This is a genomic window from Halalkalibacter sp. HAAS-P014 (genome assembly GCF_056619965.1).
The window spans coordinates 105,667-124,443 of record NZ_JBWQTV010000018.1 but is presented as its reverse complement, the minus strand read 5'-3'; the positions used below and the strand labels follow the sequence as shown (position 1 = coordinate 124,443).

At 40.0% G+C, this 18,777-nt stretch carries 18 protein-coding genes and 1 pseudogene; 12 read left to right on the top strand and 7 right to left on the bottom strand.

Annotated features, from left to right (window positions below):
• Nucleotides 1-933, bottom strand: coding sequence for an EamA family transporter RarD (rarD, locus tag AC1FXZ_RS16030; protein ID WP_480055449.1), 933 nt, complete (start codon nt 931-933; stop codon nt 1-3).
• A 106-nt stretch (nt 934-1,039) separates the two neighbouring features.
• Between rarD and pgmB the strand changes: the two genes are divergently transcribed.
• From pgmB to AC1FXZ_RS15990, 8 genes and pseudogenes are all read left to right on the top strand, one after another.
• Nucleotides 1,040-1,726: a beta-phosphoglucomutase gene (pgmB, locus tag AC1FXZ_RS16025; protein ID WP_480055447.1), complete on the top strand. Its 687-nt coding sequence runs from the start codon at nt 1,040-1,042 to the stop codon at nt 1,724-1,726.
• A 367-nt stretch (nt 1,727-2,093) separates the two neighbouring features.
• Nucleotides 2,094-2,228, top strand: a complete 135-nt coding sequence (locus AC1FXZ_RS16020) for a hypothetical protein (RefSeq protein ID WP_480055445.1) — start codon at nt 2,094-2,096, stop codon at nt 2,226-2,228.
• Nucleotides 2,229-2,286: 58 nt separating this feature from the next.
• Entirely contained in the window at nt 2,287-2,958 is a 672-nt protein-coding gene (locus tag AC1FXZ_RS16015) for a uracil-DNA glycosylase (protein ID WP_480055443.1), read from the top strand.
• 261 nt (nt 2,959-3,219) lie between these two features.
• Nucleotides 3,220-4,485, top strand: coding sequence for an ammonium transporter (locus AC1FXZ_RS16010; protein WP_480055441.1), 1,266 nt, complete (start codon nt 3,220-3,222; stop codon nt 4,483-4,485).
• A gap of 2 nt (nt 4,486-4,487) precedes the next feature.
• On the top strand, nt 4,488-5,489 hold the full coding sequence (locus tag AC1FXZ_RS16005) for a DUF294 nucleotidyltransferase-like domain-containing protein (RefSeq protein WP_480055439.1): 1,002 nt from the start codon (nt 4,488-4,490) through the stop codon (nt 5,487-5,489).
• 6 nt (nt 5,490-5,495) lie between these two features.
• Nucleotides 5,496-6,236, top strand: a complete 741-nt coding sequence (locus AC1FXZ_RS16000) for an exonuclease domain-containing protein (RefSeq protein WP_480055437.1) — start codon at nt 5,496-5,498, stop codon at nt 6,234-6,236.
• Between the two features lie 29 nt (nt 6,237-6,265).
• Nucleotides 6,266-6,508: pseudogene (locus AC1FXZ_RS15995) on the top strand (MerR family transcriptional regulator); the annotation flags it as partial.
• 336 nt (nt 6,509-6,844) lie between these two features.
• Nucleotides 6,845-7,138, top strand: a complete 294-nt coding sequence (locus AC1FXZ_RS15990) for a DUF5327 family protein (RefSeq protein WP_480055435.1) — start codon at nt 6,845-6,847, stop codon at nt 7,136-7,138.
• A 41-nt stretch (nt 7,139-7,179) separates the two neighbouring features.
• Here the strand turns inward: AC1FXZ_RS15990 and AC1FXZ_RS15985 are convergent, their stop codons facing one another.
• The gene (locus tag AC1FXZ_RS15985; protein ID WP_480055433.1) at nt 7,180-7,803 is read right to left on the bottom strand and encodes a GNAT family N-acetyltransferase; all 624 of its coding nucleotides are present in this window, start codon (nt 7,801-7,803) and stop codon (nt 7,180-7,182) included.
• A 184-nt stretch (nt 7,804-7,987) separates the two neighbouring features.
• On the opposite strand from AC1FXZ_RS15985, the gene AC1FXZ_RS15980 reads away from it, so the two are divergent.
• Nucleotides 7,988-8,359, top strand: a complete 372-nt coding sequence (locus tag AC1FXZ_RS15980; RefSeq protein WP_480055431.1) for a DUF423 domain-containing protein — start codon at nt 7,988-7,990, stop codon at nt 8,357-8,359.
• Between the two features lie 43 nt (nt 8,360-8,402).
• Here AC1FXZ_RS15980 and gerQ read toward each other — a convergent pair whose 3' ends face one another.
• The 3 genes from gerQ to hemQ form a co-directional block, all read right to left on the bottom strand.
• Entirely contained in the window at nt 8,403-8,939 is a 537-nt protein-coding gene (gene gerQ / locus AC1FXZ_RS15975; protein WP_480055429.1) for a spore coat protein GerQ, read from the bottom strand.
• Nucleotides 8,940-8,963: 24 nt separating this feature from the next.
• Nucleotides 8,964-9,395 (bottom strand): cell wall hydrolase, encoded by a 432-nt coding sequence (locus AC1FXZ_RS15970; RefSeq protein WP_480055427.1) that lies wholly within the window; start codon nt 9,393-9,395, stop codon nt 8,964-8,966.
• 307 nt (nt 9,396-9,702) lie between these two features.
• The gene (gene hemQ, locus AC1FXZ_RS15965; RefSeq protein WP_480055425.1) at nt 9,703-10,452 is read right to left on the bottom strand and encodes a hydrogen peroxide-dependent heme synthase; all 750 of its coding nucleotides are present in this window, start codon (nt 10,450-10,452) and stop codon (nt 9,703-9,705) included.
• A 461-nt stretch (nt 10,453-10,913) separates the two neighbouring features.
• On the opposite strand from hemQ, the gene pta reads away from it, so the two are divergent.
• Together pta and AC1FXZ_RS15955 are read left to right on the top strand one after the other, a co-directional pair.
• Nucleotides 10,914-11,903: a phosphate acetyltransferase gene (gene pta / locus AC1FXZ_RS15960; protein WP_480055423.1), complete on the top strand. Its 990-nt coding sequence runs from the start codon at nt 10,914-10,916 to the stop codon at nt 11,901-11,903.
• A gap of 388 nt (nt 11,904-12,291) precedes the next feature.
• A complete protein-coding gene (locus tag AC1FXZ_RS15955; RefSeq protein WP_480055421.1) occupies nt 12,292-12,684 on the top strand; it encodes a DUF4181 domain-containing protein in 393 nt (130 codons plus the stop codon).
• A gap of 315 nt (nt 12,685-12,999) precedes the next feature.
• Here AC1FXZ_RS15955 and AC1FXZ_RS15950 read toward each other — a convergent pair whose 3' ends face one another.
• Nucleotides 13,000-14,688 (bottom strand): SulP family inorganic anion transporter, encoded by a 1,689-nt coding sequence (locus AC1FXZ_RS15950; protein WP_480055419.1) that lies wholly within the window; start codon nt 14,686-14,688, stop codon nt 13,000-13,002.
• Nucleotides 14,689-15,289: 601 nt separating this feature from the next.
• Here AC1FXZ_RS15950 and mqnE point away from each other — a divergent pair.
• Entirely contained in the window at nt 15,290-16,387 is a 1,098-nt protein-coding gene (gene mqnE, locus AC1FXZ_RS15945) for an aminofutalosine synthase MqnE (RefSeq protein WP_480055417.1), read from the top strand.
• A 387-nt stretch (nt 16,388-16,774) separates the two neighbouring features.
• Here the strand turns inward: mqnE and AC1FXZ_RS15940 are convergent, their stop codons facing one another.
• Nucleotides 16,775-18,676 (bottom strand): TRAP transporter permease, encoded by a 1,902-nt coding sequence (locus AC1FXZ_RS15940; protein ID WP_480055415.1) that lies wholly within the window; start codon nt 18,674-18,676, stop codon nt 16,775-16,777.
• Nucleotides 18,677-18,777: the final 101 nt, after the last annotated feature.

Genomic DNA, 18,777 nt, shown 5'->3' with positions numbered 1-18,777 from the left:
CTATACCTTCGATACGGACACCAATTTTTCGGTGTTTTTTTTGAAGAGATTTGTCTTGGAAGTTGTGAAAATAAACAACCCGATCCAAATAAATAGAAACGCGATAAATTGTGCTAATGAAAAGGGCTCTTCGAATAAAAAGATTCCTAGAAATAGCATAAGCGTCGGGCCGATATACTGGAGGAAGCCAATCAGAGAAAGTGAGATTCTTCTAGCCCCAACAGCGAATAATAACAACGGTATCGCTGTTGCAACACCAGCACCGATTAGTAACCAAGTTGTGCTTGAAAGCAGAGAAGTGAATCCTGCGTCATACCCAGGCTGGGTGTAAAACCAAAAAAGAAACAAAAGAGCAAACGGAGTCATTAACAACGTCTCAACTGTTAGTCCAGTCATCGCGCCTACATTTGCTAACTTCTTAATCAATCCATATAATCCAAAGGACAGTGCTAAAAGAAGGGCTGCCCACGGCATTACACCATAATAAAGGGTCATAATGGCTACGCCGGTAAAGGCGAGTACAAGCGAAATGGCTTGCCAACGGGTAAAACGCTCTTTCAGAAAGACGAACGCCAAAAGAACATTAATAAGCGGGTTTATGTAATAACCTAAACTTGCTTCGATAATTCGATCATTCGTTACAGCCCAAATAAAAACAAACCAATTAACCGTAATAAAAATAGATGCTAAAATAATAGCGATTGCTGATCGTAACTGTGTAAAAATCGAAATGATTTCCCTCCAGCTTGAACGTAGTTGTCTCGTAACCGCTAAAATGAGTATCATAAAAGCCAATGACCAAACAACTCGATGCGCAAGGACCTCAAATGCTGAGACGGAATCTAATAATTTCCAATACAGGGGAAGGACTCCCCATATAAGATAAGCACAAATTGCAGCTATTACACCAATCTGATGCTCTTTTTGTTGCATAGTTTAAACTTCCTCTCTCTCAATGATGTAACTATATTTTACACAACTGATCTGTAAAAGCCTATGGAAACTTCTTCGGTTTCCTAAATAAAAAGGAGGAGCCATAATGAAACAAATAAAAGCAGTGATTTTTGACATGGATGGCATTATTTCAAATACAGTTCATTTGCATTATATTGTCAATAAGAAAGTTGCAAGCGAACTTGGTGTCAGCTTCAGTACAGAGTGGAACCAACAGCTGCAAGGCTTAAGCCGACGTGTAACGGTTCAAGCAATTGTTGATCGGTCAGAAACCGAAGTAACATCTGAGGAATTTGAAAAGATTTGTGAAGACAAAAATGCCCACTACATAAAGTTACTTAGTGAATTGACAAGAGAGGATAGCCAGCCAGGTATTCGCTCATTTATTAACGAATTAAAGCAAATAGGCACGCCGATGGTTGTTGCATCTGCAAGTCAAAATGCTAGTCGCGTATTAAAACAACTAGAGTTAATTGATTCTTTTGAAGGAGTTGTCGATGTCACAACTTTGACACGAGGCAAACCAGACCCAGAAATCTTCTTAAAAGCAGCAGAGATGCTTGAAGTCGAACCGAGCGCCTGTGTCGCAATAGAAGATGCTGAGGCAGGATTAACAGGAATTTTGAAAACTGACATGTTTTCTGTCGGGGTTGGGGAGGAGCCATCTTTAACAAGAGCGCATTTTCATCTTCACTCTACGGAAGAACTGACAGCAGCATCATTAGAACAAGCGCTGAACACACACGGAAAGACGCTTTACAGGAGAGAGTGATCTCTCTTTTTTCTGTGAGGGTGGATGAAGCCTTGCAAACGGGGACGGAGGGAAACGAGGGATTCAAAAGAGAGAGACTGGAACCCTGAAAATAGACAAGGAAAGAAACGAGGGTATCAGAGAGGACGACTGGAACCCTGAAAATAGAGAAGGCGAGAAACGAGGGTATCAGAGAGGACGACTGGAACCGTGAAGACAGAGAAAACAGAGAGGCATCACCAAAGAGATATTAAAGAGAGCGAACCTACCATCTTAAAGTAAAATAAATCCGACCTCTAGCCAGAGCAAACATCTATTAAGCAATGAATCCAAAAAATATCAATAATTTTGTTTTACTATAATAAAAGAGAGAAGGGACCACTACAAAATGGCTAAGAAAAGAAAAAGAAATGATGACAAATATTTGTGGATACCTGATGTCATTGGCTTTTTTATTGAAATTTTATTATATGCACCAAGGCTTGTTGCTCGAATGGTGAAAGGAATTTTCTCGAACTGGTAATCTTGCTGTAGACTTTTTCACTTTGTGCTAAACTAAAGGGCACAAAGGTGGTATAAAAATGAAAGTGATAACAAATGATTGGCAAGATATCATAGGAGAAGAGTTTCATAAAGAGTATTACCAAAAGCTTGAGGCCTTTTTGCAATCAGAATATGAAAATGAGATTGTCTACCCGAACCGAAATGATCTATTTAATGCATTTCATTATACGCCCTATCATGAAACAAAGGTCGTTATTTTAGGTCAAGATCCATATCATGGTGAAAATCAAGCGCATGGGTTAAGTTTTTCGGTAAAAAAAGATGCGAAGGTTCCTCCCTCTTTAAAAAACATTTATAAGGAACTGCAAGAAGATCTTGGTTGTGCGATGCCAAGTCATGGAAATCTTGAGGCTTGGGCTTTAGAAGGAGTCTTGCTTTTAAATACAGTGTTGACCGTACGAAAAGGGGAGGCTGCTTCTCATAAAGGTCAAGGATGGGAGTTATTTACCGACTCCGTCATTAAAGCATTAAATAATCGCAGAAAGCCAGTTGTTTTTGTTTTATGGGGCAAGCATGCACAGTCGAAACGTGACTTGATTACAAATCAGCACCATGCTGTGATTGAATCGGCACATCCTAGCCCGTTTTCAGCAAGAAGAGGTTTTTTTGGTAGCTGCCCGTTTTCAAGAATCAATCAAATATTAGCAGATCGTGGCGAGTCAGTGATTAAATGGGAGATAAGTGACTAAGGTCTTTTGTGTCAGATCTGTATTTATGTGAACCCTACACAGTAAAAATAAGTGGGGTTTTTCTTGTGTCTTAATTATCTAAAAAATGCTAGAAATGGCAAGGGAGTAAGCCTTTTCATGACGAACGCCCTGGTTAGAAAGTATGTAAGGATATCTGACAATATAGTAGATTCAGAATATTTAGTCCGTATAATAAGAACTAACAAAAGATGTTAGCTTCTTTAACGCTAACGTGTATACATTTTAAAGGGGGCAGAAGAAATGACTGAATTAGCACTTATGGATAATTTATGGGTTATGATTTGCGCAGTCTTAGTTCTTTTCATGCAAGGTGGGTTTATCCTTTTAGAGGCAGGTTCAACGCGTATGAAAAACGCTGGCCACATTGCCGGAAAAACAATCTTTACAGTCGGGATCGCTTCACTTGTCTATTGGGCAGTAGGGTGGGGGTTTGCTTACGGTGAAGGGAATGCCTTTATCGGAATGTCCGATTTCTTCTTTGGAGATTTTTCAACAGCTGAAGCAGGGTTAGTTGGGTCGGTTGATTTCTTCTTCCAAGTAATGTTTGCAGCAATCGCATTAACAATCGCTTTTGGTGGATTTGCAGAACGTGCTAAATTATCAGCGTACATCGTATTCGCAGTACTATTTTCAGCTTTTGTTTATCCAATCGTTGCACACTGGATTTGGGGCGACGGATGGTTAGCTGAATTAGGAAAGCAAGATTTCGCAGGTTCTACAGTAGTTCACTTAACAGGGGCAATGGCAGCTTTAGCAGCTACAATTTTATTAAAGCCTCGTCTTGGGAAATTCAATAAAGATGGTTCTGCAAATGAGTTAGCTGGACACAACCAAGTTTACACAGCTTTAGGGGTTTTGATTCTTTGGGTAGGTTGGTTCGGATTTAACGCAGGTAGTACGTTAGAAGTAGCAGATGCATTCTTTGGATATGTTGCATTAAACACGCAGCTGGCAGCAGCAGCTGGTGCAGTAGCAGCCTTATTTATTGCTTGGGCAATGACAGGGAAATCTGATGTACCAACTATGTTAAATGGTGCTTTAGCAGGTCTAGTAGCCATCACAGCATCATGTGCATTCGTTGCTCCATGGGCAGCAGTCGTTATCGGTATTGTCGGTGGTTTGATCGTATTCTTCTCAATGAAATTCTTTGATAAAGCTCGTATAGATGATCCGATATTTGCACTTTCTGTTCACGGTGTTGCTGGTGTGTGGGGAACGGTATCAACTGGTTTCTTCGCAACTCCTGAGCTTGCAGCAATGAACGGAGGAAGTGCTGGGTTATTCTACGGTGGTGGACTTGGTCAACTTGGTGTTCAAGTATTAAGTGTTGTTGCTTGTGGGGCGTTCGCTTTTATCGCTTCGTACATCTTATTACTTGTAACGAAAGCAGTGTGTGGAGGCTTACGTGTATCTGAGGAAGAAGAAATTGTTGGTCTTGACCTGAGTGAGCATGGTAGCTATGGATATCCTGAAAGCATGCCTGGCAACGAAAAAACAGGTGCATAAGGATGACAGGGGCAAAGAGTTATTCTTTCTTAAGTGAACGTGAATGGGAGGAACAACTTCAGAAGTTGTATGATGAACGTATTCAGACCATTCATAATCAGGAGCATACTTCAGCCTCTCTTCAAAATAGTCATGAACAGATTATGAATAAAGCGCTTTGTCTCGCTCTGAAAAAGGCAGAAAGTGAGTGGGGCCAACCGCCCGCTCACTTTACTTTCTTTTTAATGGGTAGTGCTGGGAGGCTCGAGCAATCGTTTTGGAGTGATCAAGATCATGGCCTCATATATGATAGTGATGATGAAGGGGATCGGACGTACTTTCTTAAACTAGGAAAGGATATTGTCTACGCTCTTGAAAAGGTGGGCTACGAGCGTTGTGATGGTAATGTAATGGCTTCTAGTCCGAAATGGTGTTGTTCCTACGAGAGGTGGAAGGAGCAATTGAAAACATGGATGGAGGAAGATAAATGGGAAACTCTCCGTTACACGTTAACGTTTTTTGACTCTCGCTCTATTTACGGCAAACATGAACTGCTTCTTGACTTGAAACGAATGCTCTTTCAACAAGTTCGCGCTCAACCACACTTACTAAAACGATTTACGGAGAATACAGGAAGATTAAAAAGAGGGATTGGCCCGTTTAATCAATTGCTTGTAGAGACAAAAGGTAGTCATAAAGGAAAGTTTGATTTTAAACAGATCGTCCTTTTTCCCTATGTAAACGGGTTGAGGCTACTTGCTCTAAAAGAAGAAATCTATGTAACCTCAACGGTTGAGCGATTTCAACAATTGCCAAGTAAGTACGACAATGTAAAATTGTTGCAAAACTCATTTGAAGAACTGCTCGAGAAACGAATCATCTGGCAAAAATCAATTTCTAGTTATGAAAACATTCATTATTTGTCCTTTGAACGTTTAACGAAATTGGAAAGGAAGCAATTAAAAAGGTGGATAAGGGAAGGGCATAGGTTGTATCAGAATATAGAGAGGCTGTTAAAAGGGTGAGTGACTATGATTAATAACATGATGCAACTAGTTAAACAACTGTCGAATCGAATAAGTCCAAACGTCTATACGTCACTTCAGCAGCAGTCTGATGCAGCGAGAATGTCGCAATTACGTCATATTCAGCGTCAATTAAAGCAAGAGGATGTTCTCGACCACCCACTTTCTGAGCTTATGTTCATCATTTTTGATTTGGAGACCAGTGGATTTTTCCCTGATAAAGGTGACAAAATTCTGTCTGTTGGGGCCGTGAAAATGAAGGGGGAGACGATTTTTACACATGATGTGTTTTATTCAACTGTGAAATGTTCATCCCCTTTGTCTCCTGAAATTTTAGAACTAACGGGTTTGAAGATAGAAGAGTTGAACGATTCCCCGCCTTTAGTTGATGTGCTTTCTGATTTTTATGAGTTTATTGGGCACTCGACATTAGTAGCACACCACGCATCACATGAAAAGCGCTTTATGTCTCATGCGACATGGCAAACCTTACGATCAACCTTTCAGCACCGTATTATTGATACATCCTTTTTAACGAAAATTGTAACTCCAGAAAGTAATTTAATTACATTAGATGAATGTTGTGCTTATCATGAAATTCCTGTGCGCACACGGCATCATGCATTAGAAGATGCTCTTGTTACAGCACAGTTGTGGCAAAAAAACATTCGACTTGCGAAGGAACAAGGCTTTGAAACTCTGAGGGATGTTTACTCGTATTTGGCCAAAGGAAAATTAACAAAGTGAAAGAGTAATAGCGAAGGAGGAGGGGAGTAATGAAGTCAGATATTCCTAGAAGGCAAGCATATTTCCCCATACGTGTAGTTATGGAGATGACGGATTTGTCTGCCCGACAAATTCGTTATTATGAAGAACAAGGACTTATTAAACCTACTAGAAATGAAGGAAATCAGCGAATGTTTTCATTAGAAGACATCGAACGATTTATCGAAATCAAAACCTTGATTAACCAAGGTGTGAATATAGCCGGTGTGAAAGCAATCTTCTCATCCAGGAAACCAAAAGAAAAAGGCCAGTGAAAAAGGTACGCTTTTTACCTTTTTCACTGGCCTTGAAGCCATGTGTGGAATCGCCGTATTCTGTTAAGCTTTTTGAGTGATTTTCTCAAAAAGCGCACGGCGAATGGAGCCATGGCCTTCCTGAAACTACCTGAGCGCCCTGCCTTTAGATCAATTGTTTTCCTTAGATCTTCAAAAGGTACGCTTTTTACCTTTTTCACTGGCCTTGCTTAGTTCCTCCTTTTTGTTGACGAGCCCAATATGCTAAAATAGATGAAGATCCAAAAGGGCGAATTTGCCTTTTGGTCTTCATCTCTAGGAAAGTGAGGAATCCAAATGAACATTCCGGCAAACCAAATTTGCGACCATATAGACACACAAGTGGCGAAGCTTAGAAAAGGGCTTCAAGACGGAGATCAAACAACGATAAGAGAAACGACGGCAGTGATTGAAGCGTACTGTCAACTATTAAAAGGCACAACGCCAACGAAAGAGCAACAACCACAAGAACGATTGGCTGAATCAAACACATATAACACCCCACCAGCTCAACCTATGCCAATGTCAAAACCACTAACAACAACAGAACCAACCATCAACGAAAAAGAACGCAACCTACTAGACTTTTAGAGTCACAGGAAAAAGGCCGCTCTTGCCTTTTTCCTGTGACTCTAAGCAAGTTGGTCATTCTGCCATTCGACAAGAACAGCATAGTTGAGCGACTCGTCGTCTTCTAAATAATTCGGTAATATTTGCAGTGGTGTTAGGCCTTGTTTTAGCATGAAGCTTAGGACAAGGTCTTTTATTGTTCCTGCTTCTACTGATTTTACATAAGATTCAACGTCAAGTTGATCAGCATATTGATGATAATTAGGGATACGGCAGCCGGCCACAAAACGTTTTAACCCTAGTTGTCTAACGGTCTCTTTGCGTGCTTCATAAAGAGCTCCGGCGATCCCTTTTCCTCGGTAGCTCGGTCTTACGCAAAGGTTAATGCCGTACAAGCTATCACCATTATTGTTATGACTTTTCCGAATAAAACCATGGTCTGCAACTTCATCCCATGTGTGTGGTTTGCCGTCATAGCGAATGAGTAATGAAGTAGCTGAACCAACAGCAATACCGTTAATTTCAGCGATTATACCACCCTCAGGAAATGTATTTACATGAGAGGCAATTTGATCACGTGACCACCATAATTCCTCAGGAAATGGAGGTGGAAAGGCTTCCTTTTCTATGTCCAACAGTTGCTCATAATCATTTAGCGTGTAGCGACGAACATTTACAGAACTCATTTTTTAGACCCTCCCTTTTTTATAATTTTAAACAATTGGCTTTGATATTTCACGTGTTGCGCTTTTGAGATTTGTCAAAGAGCTAAGTGTATGCGATTAACCATATATGGTAAGATCAAACATGAGCAGTAGAAATTTTTTGTGAAATAAGGTCTTCTATGAACGCTAAAAGGAGTTGGATGAGTTGGCGAAGATATTCATATTAATAGGCAGCATTGCAATGGCTCTTTCTGTCATGATTGGTGCTTTTGGTGCACATGGGTTGGAGCCTAGGTTAACAGAACGTATGATGAAAAATTATCAAACAGGTGTGCAGTATCATATGATTCATGGATTAGCTATCATAGCTGTTGGCATAATTGCATTAAAGTACCCTTTACCAGGCTTGAACGGTGCTGGTTGGAGCTTTTTAATTGGAATTGTTCTTTTCTCTGGGAGTTTGTATGCTATGGCTTTAACAGGTGTGACAAAGCTTGGTGCGGTTACACCGATTGGAGGAGTGGCATTTATTATTGGATGGATATTGCTAGGGATTGCTGTTGTGAGAGGGCTGTAGATAAAGAGAAAGGGGTGACTTTGTAGTCACCCCTTTCTGTTCGTTATGAATTGTCAGGTCGTGGTGAATAAGTAGCTAACGGTTGACCAAAAGGATAGTCATACTCGAGTTCTTCATCGAAAACAGCAAAATCAAAGTTAACCATAAGAAGTAAGAAAAACTGACCTGTTTCTGGGTCACTTAAAATAATATGGTCACGACCGGCTTCTTCTACCATTCCTCTGTAGACCCGAGCATTCCATTCGGGATTATTTTCATAAGTAAAATAAAATGTGCCGATTTTTCCGCGGTTCAACCTAAGGATATTTTCGATAAAAGATTGTTCTAGTGGCAGCATCCCAGGGTCCGTTCCAGGAGCCGTAGGTAGAAATGGCTGATGTGGTGGCATTGGTGGCACCTGTAACGGCTGCTGAAATTGTGGGAAAGGCTGCTGGCCTGGAAATGGCATTTGCCCCGGTTGGTGAGTTGGTGCCTGATGTTGAGGAAATGCCTGATGATGTTGTGGATGAGCCTGCTGATGCTGCTGCCCAAATCCAGTTGTCGATTGGTCTTGTGGGTACCACGGTTGTTGTTGATGCACATTGATCGCCCCTTTTTTAGTTAATTAATACGTTCCAAATACTTCTGCACACTCAGACTGAAGTGGGTTGTAGAAGCAATGTAACTTGAATCTGCCTGAGTTCCATTGACCCCACCATTGTGCAGGGCATGCTCCTTCAGGTCGGAAAAACCATAAAGAGAACTCAGCCGGATGGAACCTCTCGCCATTGACTACACGACGTGCGAGGCGCCGATCTTTCTCACGAGCCCGCTGATAAAAATAACTCTTCTGTACAGCTTCAAACCCACCTGGAGATTGGAACGCCATATCAGGAATCGAATTCACGTTTCCGAAATCTAGACAACGGACCCTCGTTCTGTTAACCATCACGTTTCCTGCCATCAGCATCCCTAATTCGCCTTCGCCTTCAGCCTCCGCTCGCATCAATCTAGCAAGCATATCGATGTCGCTGGAATTAGCCTTAATAACAGCCATCCGTTCACCTCCAATCAAAGTTGACATTCATGTTGTTAAGTAAGAGAAATAAACGAAACTGCATCCACAATAAAAAAAGGATGATTTGCCGTAGACGGTGCAGTTACTCCACTATATGAACGTAAACAGGGGCGTATGCATACGTTTTTTTCTCTAGCCTGTGAAGTAAAACTGACTTTTCTTTTAAAAAAACAACTTTGAATGTCTTTTAAAAAGCAAAGGGACGCCTCCCAAAAAAGGCAACCACTTTGCTCGTTTATAATAAAAACCACACCCTCACTTATAGTGAAGATGTGGTTATGTAATGTTATATGTGAAAGTATTTAGATAGGTGACTAGGATTTAAAATGTTTCCAACATAGAATGATCCGAATTCACCGTAACGAGCGGAAACTTCATCAAAGCGCATTTCATAAACAAGCTTCTTAAATTGCAGAACGTCATCGGCAAATAATGTAACGCCCCATTCCCAATCATCAAAACCGACAGACCCAGTAATAACTTGCTTTACTTTCCCAGCATAGCTGCGTCCGATCATGCCATGGCTACGCATAAGTGAGCGACGGTCTTCCATTGGAAGCATATACCAGTTATCGTCACCTTCACGACGCTTGTCCATCGGGTAGAAGCATACATGATTTGCTTTTGGCAATGTAGGATAAAGGCGAGAACGAACATGTTCATTCTGATAAGGATCCTCATCGCTGTCACCAGCCATGTAGTTACTTAGCTCAACAACTGATACGTAAGAATAAGTTGGGATTGTATACTCAGCAAGACGTGACTTATTAAAAACAGTCTCGATTTCATTTAATTCCTCCATTGTAGGACGAAGAATCATCAACATGAAGTCAGCTTTTTGCCCAACGATGGAATAAATCGCATGACTCCCTTGCTCACTTGCTTCGGTTTGTTCCCATTTATCAATCATCGAATGGAATTCCGATAAAATTTGCTCGCGCTCTTCCGTTGAGATCGTTTTCCAAGCAGGCCAATTAATTGTACGGAAATCATGTAAACAATACCAACCATCTAAAGTAACTGCAGCTTCACTCATTCAAAACACTCCTTTAATCATAATCAATCGCATTAACAATAACTATGTATCAAAAATACTATACCATAAGATTCAAAAGATATTCAAAAAGGGCGACCTTCCCTTTTTGAATATCTTTTGAATAAGCGATGAGCGAAGCCGGGGCAAGAACTTAAAGTCTCTGTGAGCGCCTTTCTCACAGAGACGCGCCCCGAGAGAAGCCACCGCAAGACACCAGCGCCAAAAAAGGCGACCTTCCCTTTTTGAATATGTTCGGAAGTACATAAACACTAAAGATGAGGTCATAATAAATATGATGTTATACGAAAAAGCTTAATGTAGATAGTATGTAAGCGAAAACATTATAATTTTTAGAAAAATTAACACTTTAGTGAACTTGACAGATATGGTTTCTTTTTGCATGCAGAAGGGGTATCCTTAACATATATAGAACTGAACGCTAGAAATAGGGGGAACCAATAGTGAGTAATCTTTTTCAAGAAATTAAAGATCAAGTCAAACAACATAAACCAACGATTGTCTTACCAGAAGGTACAGATGAGCGTGTACTAGAAGCTGCTGCCCGATTAGCAAAAGATGACGTCGTTAAGCCAATTCTTATCGGAAATGAAACGGAATTAAGCAGAAAAGCAGCTGAGCATCAAGTTGAGTTAGGTAACGTAGAAATTATTGACCCTCAAAATTATGCTGGTTTTGATGAAATGGTTGCATCATTTGTTGAACGTCGTAAAGGGAAAGAAACTGAGGAATCAGCACGCGAACTATTGCTAAACGTAAACTACTTTGGAACAATGCTTGTATATATGGATAAAGCAGACGGCTTAGTGAGTGGCGCGGCCCATTCAACGGGTGACACGGTACGACCTGCATTACAAATTATTAAAACACAACCAGGAATTAAGCGTACTTCAGGTGTGTTTGTGATGGTGAAAGAAGACAAAAAGTTCGTCTTTGGTGATTGTGCGATTAACATTGCGCCCAACAATGAGGAACTAGCAGAAATTGCAATTGCAACAGCTGAAACGGCAAAGGTGTTTGGCATTGATCCCAAAGTAGCGATGCTAAGCTTCTCTACAAAAGGTTCTGCTTCTTCAATTGAAACGAAAAAAGTTTCAGAAGCAACAAAAATGGCTCAAGAAGCTAGACCTGACTTAGTAATTGATGGAGAATTCCAATTCGATGCAGCATTTGTACCGGCTGTAGCACAAAAGAAAGCCCCAGACTCACCTCTTCAAGGCCAAGCAAACGTCTTTATTTTCCCAAGCCTTGAATCAGGGAACTTAGGATACAAAATTGCTCAACGTCTAGGTGGCTACGATGCAATTGGACCTATCTTACAAGGACTAAATAGACCAGTAAATGATCTATCACGTGGATGTAACGTAGATGATGTCTATAAACTATCACTAATCACAGCCATGCAAGCAATCAACCAAAAAGTAATGAACTAAAAAGAAACAGCCAAAGGTCGCTTTTTACCTTTGGCTGTTTCTTTTTAAGCAATGAGCGAAACCGTTGCAATGTTTTAAGCCATTTATGGGTGGTTTCCCCATAAAAGGCGTGCAACGCGAGAAGCCATTGCCGAGCTTCTTCGAATAAAAGGTCGCTTTTTACCTTTGGCTGTTTCTTTTTAAGCAATGAGCGAAACCGTTGCAATCTTTTAAGCCTTTTATGGGTGGGTTTCCCATAAAAGGCGCGCAACGCGAGAAGCCATTGCCACTTCTTCGAATAAAAAGGTCGCTTTTTACCTTTGGCTGTTTCTTTTTAAGCAATGAGCGTAGGGTATCTCCTAATTGGGAGTTTATGGTATGGTGAGGGTAGAAAAGGGGGAATGTACGTATGTTTCTCATACTTCCAAGGGTTTTACTCATTATTTTTCTTCTTGCAATTTTCATATTACTGTTAGAAAAAGGGATAAATAAATTACTTGGTGTAAAAAAGAAAAAGATTACGGATACTGCTGGTAAAAAGGTAGATCGTTGGGGAAGAGGTATTATTTTAATTCTTTTTTTATGTATACTGCCTTTTTTTCATATGAATGATACTTTATTCGGCTATATGAAGTGGTATTGGATTTTTTTATTGATTGTTTTAGTTGGGTTTCAGTCTATTTTGGAGTGGAGATACCTCAAGAATTCTAAACAGTATATAACGAGTCTTATTCTATTAATCATATCCGTGTTTATTGTTTATAATATGGAGTATTTTATTCTTGATTTAGTGTTTTATTGAACAAAGAATCTACTTGAAATAGTGTACTAAAGGTGAGCGTTAATTAAATTCAAATAAGAGTGAAAACGCACAGAATTTTTTTATTCTGTGCGTTTTGTATGCTATGAATGTAAGATACCCTGTTATGTAACTTGCCCCCAAAATTGAGCTGTTACTTTTATCTATGCTGTTTATTGGTGGGCAGGAAGGCCATGGCTCCACACGCCGTGCGCTTTTTGAGAAGTTCGTTCAAAAAACTTAAAAGAATACGGCGGCTCCACACATGGCTTAGAGTCAGGAGAAAAAGGTAAAAACCGTACCTTTTTCTCCTGACTCTTATATATAATAATCTAACGTGTAAATCGGAACGATGATTTTCTCTTTAAGCAGTTTTTCTACAGATGAACGATTCATTTGCTCTTGATACTTTTGATCCCATCCTACTTTGGCGACGGTATCCCTTATTGATCCTTTCATATTCATAAACAAGACGGTAACGCCTCGTCTCTGGTAATCTTCAATCAGTTCTTCTAACATATCAATGGAGAAGGTATCAATATCGTTTACACCTGACATTTCGAGAACGATCCATTTTGCTTTTGGCTTGTTATGATGAAATGATTTTATTTTCTCTTCTAAAAAGGCAATATTGGCAAAGTGAAGCGACGCGTCAATTCGAATGATGAGTAGGTCATCTGATGTTTTTGCCTCTGGATAGCGGCTTACATCTCGAAACACACTGTCTTCTCTTACATAACCAATTTCAACAATATTCGGCTGTGCACTTTGTTTAATATAAAGTAAGAGCGTGAAGAGTGCCCCCATAATAATGCCCCATTGAATTCCAATTAGTAAAGTGACAAAAAAAGTTGCTACCCAGATCCCACCTTCAAACGGTTTTACCTGGAATAAGTGCTTCATTTCTTTTATATCAACCAATTTGTAAATAGCAACGACAATAATGGCAGCTAATACAGCATTCGGTAAATAGTAGAAAAATGAAGTGAAAAAGAGCACGGTAATCATAATGAAAAGACCAGTAATGATTGATGTTACTTGCGTTGCTCCTCCTGATTGGTGATTAACGGCCGTTCTAGAAAAGCTCCCGTTTACAGGGAACGATTGAAAGAATGAGCCGACGATATTTGCTAGCCCTAAAGCTTTCAGTTCTCGATTGGGGTTTATTTTATACTTTTCTTTTCGAGCAATTGCTTTTGAAATGGCCAACGATTCCATGAAGGCAATTAATGAAATTGTCAGTGCCATTGGAAATAAAAGTGTAATCATCTCAAGTGTTATCACTGGTAGTTCAAATGAAGGAAAGCCTTGTGGAACATCCCCGACAATCGCTAGCCCTGTTTGATCGAGGCCAAGCAAGTAAACGAATAAAATCGATGCAACCACAACGACTAACGCTCCAGGTAATTTAGGTGATACCTTCCTTAGAACGAGTAGAGCAACGATACTGGCTGCAGCAAACAACACGGTAATCCAATGAATGCCTCCGATGTTTCTGCCAGCTTCTATGAGCAAAAGATGAACCTGCAAGTAATTTCCAGTATTAATCCCTAATAAATGATTTAATTGGCTAAGACCAATGACAATCGCGGCAGCTGATGTATACCCATTTAAGACCGAATGAGGTATAAATTTTACAATAAATCCAATATTAAAGATGCCGAGTAGTAATTGGATAGCTCCTACCATTAAGGCCAGGATGAGAACGAGCGAAACAAAATTAGAAGTTCCAGGTTCTGCATGAGCAGAGACACCGGAGAAAACGAGCAAAGATGTAATAGCAACAGGACCAACAGACAGGTGTTTAGAGGAAGCAAACAACGCATAGATGATTAACGGAATCGTTGATGCATATAATCCCATAACCGGAGGAACACCAGCTAGCATTGCGTAGGCCATTCCTTGTGGGACAAGCATGACAAAAATTGTTAAACCAGCAATTAAATCTTTTTTTAATGTCTGTTGATTATAATCGATACTAAGCTGATTGTTCATTTTGTTAAACATAAAAAATACCCTCCTTAATCTGCAAGCAATGGAGTTTGCTCAAATGGAAAATGTAAATGTTGGTAAATGCTTTTTCGTCTTCCGAGATTTCTGTATCTGATTATAGTTTACTATACTTTTGTTCATAATGGGCAAAAGTTTCAGTTTTTGTGTTTTAAAAGAAAAAGATTGTGCAGCTCTTTAGGTATAGCGCCTAGATTTAAAGGGCTTTCTCGTTAAGGTGTGACAGGGTGTTGCCTTTAACTTGAAAAGCTATTTTTTGCTTGTTATAACCAATAGTATAGCAATTTTTTGGGAGTGTTTGTTACGTTTGACTGTACGGAATACACTGGGCAGGGATGTTGCATAACTTTAGGAAATTAGTTAAACTTAACTACATACATGAGTTATTAACCTTTTGTTTGTTTTGGAAAAAAGTAGTATTTCCTTTTAAGTAGTAGATAGATTGTTAGTTTTATAGTATATGGGGGTTGTCCCATTTACATGACTGCATAGCATGAAGATGGCCTTATTGACGTTATTATTATAGTTATAGAGTCTTGATAATGATAGGAGAATCGATCTAACTTGATTGAAAAAGACCTACCGGGAGGAAAATAGATTGAATACAGTAGTAAGTACGGATAATAGACTAAAGGAAATTGCAGATAAAGTCGAAGCAGGTCAGAGACTTACAAAAGAAGATGGTATTTACTTATATCAATCTGATGATTTGTTAACAATTGGTCAACTTGCAGATAAAGTGAATTATAGAAAGAACCAAAATCAAGTTTATTTTATTCAAAATATGACACTTTATTTTACAAACGTATGTGAAGCGAAGTGTGCTTTTTGTAATTTTAAGAAAACGGAAGGGGACGAAGGTGCTTATACCACTAGTCCTGAAGAAATGATTGAGTACGTTGAGAAAAACATCAACCCGAATGTTCGCGAATTTCATATTACTGGTGGTCATAATCCAAATGTTCCGTTTGAGTATTATGTCGACTGTATTAGAACATTGAAGAAGCATTACCCGGATGTAGCCATTAAAGCCCATACAGCAGCTGAAATTGAATTCTTCTCTAGACTAAGTGGCTTAAGCTATAAAGAAGTTCTACAAACGTTAATGGATGCTGGATTGGATACATTAACCGGTGGTGGTGCAGAGATCTTATCTGAACGTTACCGTAAGAAAATGGGCGTTGGGAAGGCGACAACAGATCAGTGGCTTGAAATTCAACAAGTTGCCCATAGCCTAGGATTGAGAACTCATGCGACGATGCTTTACGGTTCAATTGAAACGATTGAAGAACGCATTGAGCACATGCTACAGCTTAGAGAAATTCAAGATAAAACACAAGGGTTTTATGTGTTTATTCCACTTGCCGTTCAACCGAAGAGCACGAAGGCAGGAATTAAACGCAGAACAGCAGCGGTAGAGGACTTAAAAACACTTGCGATTAGTCGTTTGATGCTAGATAACTTTGATCATATTAAAGCGTACTTTATTAATATTGGAACACAATTAACACAGGTTGCTTTATCATTTGGAGCATCCGATGTGCATGGTACGCTCGTTGAAGAACGAATTAGCCATGCTGCAGGAGCATTGAGTCCAGCTGGATTAACTCGAGATGAACTTATTCACTTAGTAAAAGGTGCAAACAGAACACCGATTGAACGTGATACATTCTATAATGAAATAAGACGCTGGTAATAGAGAAGCCGTTGATGGAGAAAATTGGGCCATCAACGGCTTTTTATTTATTGCTTTGTGTATTATAAAATCTATTTATTTCTAAAGGCTGTTATCGTAAAGATTGTTGCTATTAGAAAGTTTTTACTCGTAGTGAAATGAAGCGGAAGTCACTCGACTCCTGTGGGATTTAGAGGTAGGGGCGAGACCCCACAGGCGCAGCCGAGGAGGCTCGGCACCTCCTAGCGGGTGCGAGTTGACTGGAGCGAAATGGAACGAACATGTGAATACACGCAAGCCCAAAAACAACAAAGTATGCGAATCAGTCTTTCTAAAAGCTGATTGTAGTGCCAAATTGTCATAAAAAAATGCTTGGATAACTGGTATCCAAGCATTTTTTATGATAGATTAAGCACTGATTTTTTCAGCTTTAGCCGAGTTTTTTCTTTTTAATTCAATGAGCAAGGTGACGGCAATCAGCGCGATCCCGATTAGATCGGTTGCATAGCCGACAAACATGGATAAAAGTGCTCCGACAAAAAGAATGACTCTCGAAATGGCTAAGATGTGTTGTTTCAAATAGCCTTCTAGTGCAACGGCAAGCGCGAATACGCCGATGAATGCTGTAATAGCCGTTGTGATGATGGATACGATCGACCCTTCCATAAGAAGCGATGGTCCGTACACAAACATAAATGGAACTAAAAAGGCAACAGCAGCTAACCGTACAGCGTATAGACTTGTCTTCATGGCATCGGACCTTGCAATACCACTAGCAGCATAGGCAGCAATTGCGACTGGTGGTGTGATTGCTGAAAGTGTTCCGTAATAGAAAATGAACATATGTGCAGCCATTGGAGAAACACCTAACTGAACCATTGCAGGAGCTGCTAGAATCGCTAAGACAATGTAGGCAGCTACAGGAGGTAGTCCCATTCCCATGATGATAGAAGCAAGCATTGTTAAAATTAATAAGACGAATAAGTTTCCTGCCGACAATTCAATCAATAACCCTGAGAATCTTAGCCCCATACCTGTCATATTTACAACGCCGATGACGATACCGGCACAGGCTGTTGCGGCTGCAACCACTAAAGATAATTTAACCCCTTGTTCAACTGCTTCAACAATTTGGCGAATGCCCATTCTTGTATGTTTGCGAAGCATGCTGAAAACTGGAATCGAAAGAATCGACCAAAATGCTGCAAGTGGTGGACTAACTTGAATAACTAGCAATAAGACGATAAGCACACCTAACGGAAGTAGTAAGTGTCCTTTATCTTTTAGCGATTTCTTTAGATCAGGTACCTCTAAGTCTTGAGCACTGTCCTTAGGTAGTTGTGCTGCGCGTAAGTCTACCATCATAAAAACAGCAAAGAAGTAAAGCAAGGCTGGTAGGATCGCAGCCATGACAACATATATATAGTCAACTTGAAGGAAGTCTGCAATTAAGAATGAAACGGCCCCCATAACAGGTGGAAGAAACATTCCCCCGGTAGAGGCAACAGCCTCAACTCCTCCGGCATAGGCAGGTTTATAACCACCTTTTTTCATAAGAGGAATTGTTAAAACTCCTGTTGTTGCCACATTTGCAACCTGGCTTCCACTGATTGTTCCAAAGAGAGCACTCGCGGTAACAGATACTTTGGCCGCTCCACCTCTAAACCTTCCTACAAGTGCCATCGCAAGTTCAATGAACAATTTCCCGGCGCCTGAGCGTTCTAATAATGACCCGAACATAATAAATAAAACAATGTATGTTGCTGATACTCCGAGTGGCGTTCCGAGTATTCCTTCATTACTAAGGCCGACTTGCGTAATAATTCTCTCAAATGAAAAACCGGTGTGAGAGAACATTAGTGGCAAACGGTCACCTAAGAATGCATAGAGTAAAAAGATGATAGCAATGATCGGCAATGACCAGCCGATAACTCTTCGTGAAGCTTCTAATGTTAAAAGAATGAGCATCGCTCCGATGACAACAGTCGCAGTCGAAGGAGCAAACAAACGAGTTGCTACATCTAAATAATTAAAGAAGATATAGGCTCCAATATACAATCCCATCAAAGCTAGTACAATGTTCATTGCAAGAGTAAAAGAGTTTGTCAATGGACTTGGTATATTGTTTTCTTCATCATCAGGCTTTTTTCGTATTACTGGATAAAGTAGGAAAATAAGTGCTAAAGCAAAACCGATATGAACGGCGCGTTGTTGAGTGGCTGGAAATAGTTGAATTCCTCCAGCATATAGGTGGAATAACCCCATTACAATGGCTAAAACACTTATTGTACGAGCTAAAATCATTTTCATTGTTTTCCACCCCTCTTAAGGTGTATTGAATAGTATGTAATGGACAAAAATTGCGCCATTACATACTATGAATTCAGATAAGACCAGTCACATTACAAAGG

Excerpts from the sequence above, each read along its gene's own strand:
- AC1FXZ_RS15990 (WP_480055435.1), top strand. The coding sequence starts at position 6,845 with ATGAACATTCCGGCAAACCAAATTTGCGACCATATAGACACACAAGTG.
- AC1FXZ_RS15985 (WP_480055433.1), bottom strand. The coding sequence starts at position 7,803 with ATGAGTTCTGTAAATGTTCGTCGCTACACGCTAAATGATTATGAGCAA.
- hemQ (WP_480055425.1), bottom strand. The coding sequence starts at position 10,452 with ATGAGTGAAGCTGCAGTTACTTTAGATGGTTGGTATTGTTTACATGAT.
- AC1FXZ_RS15940 (WP_480055415.1), bottom strand. The coding sequence starts at position 18,676 with ATGAAAATGATTTTAGCTCGTACAATAAGTGTTTTAGCCATTGTAATG.
- pgmB (WP_480055447.1), top strand. The coding sequence starts at position 1,040 with ATGAAACAAATAAAAGCAGTGATTTTTGACATGGATGGCATTATTTCA.
- rarD (WP_480055449.1), bottom strand. The coding sequence starts at position 933 with ATGCAACAAAAAGAGCATCAGATTGGTGTAATAGCTGCAATTTGTGCT.
- AC1FXZ_RS16015 (WP_480055443.1), top strand. The coding sequence starts at position 2,287 with ATGAAAGTGATAACAAATGATTGGCAAGATATCATAGGAGAAGAGTTT.
- AC1FXZ_RS16000 (WP_480055437.1), top strand. The coding sequence starts at position 5,496 with ATGATTAATAACATGATGCAACTAGTTAAACAACTGTCGAATCGAATA.
- AC1FXZ_RS16020 (WP_480055445.1), top strand. The coding sequence starts at position 2,094 with ATGGCTAAGAAAAGAAAAAGAAATGATGACAAATATTTGTGGATACCT.
- AC1FXZ_RS15970 (WP_480055427.1), bottom strand. The coding sequence starts at position 9,395 with ATGGCTGTTATTAAGGCTAATTCCAGCGACATCGATATGCTTGCTAGA.
- AC1FXZ_RS15955 (WP_480055421.1), top strand. The coding sequence starts at position 12,292 with ATGTTTCTCATACTTCCAAGGGTTTTACTCATTATTTTTCTTCTTGCA.
- AC1FXZ_RS16010 (WP_480055441.1), top strand. The coding sequence starts at position 3,220 with ATGACTGAATTAGCACTTATGGATAATTTATGGGTTATGATTTGCGCA.
- AC1FXZ_RS15950 (WP_480055419.1), bottom strand. The coding sequence starts at position 14,688 with ATGTTTAACAAAATGAACAATCAGCTTAGTATCGATTATAATCAACAG.
- AC1FXZ_RS16005 (WP_480055439.1), top strand. The coding sequence starts at position 4,488 with ATGACAGGGGCAAAGAGTTATTCTTTCTTAAGTGAACGTGAATGGGAG.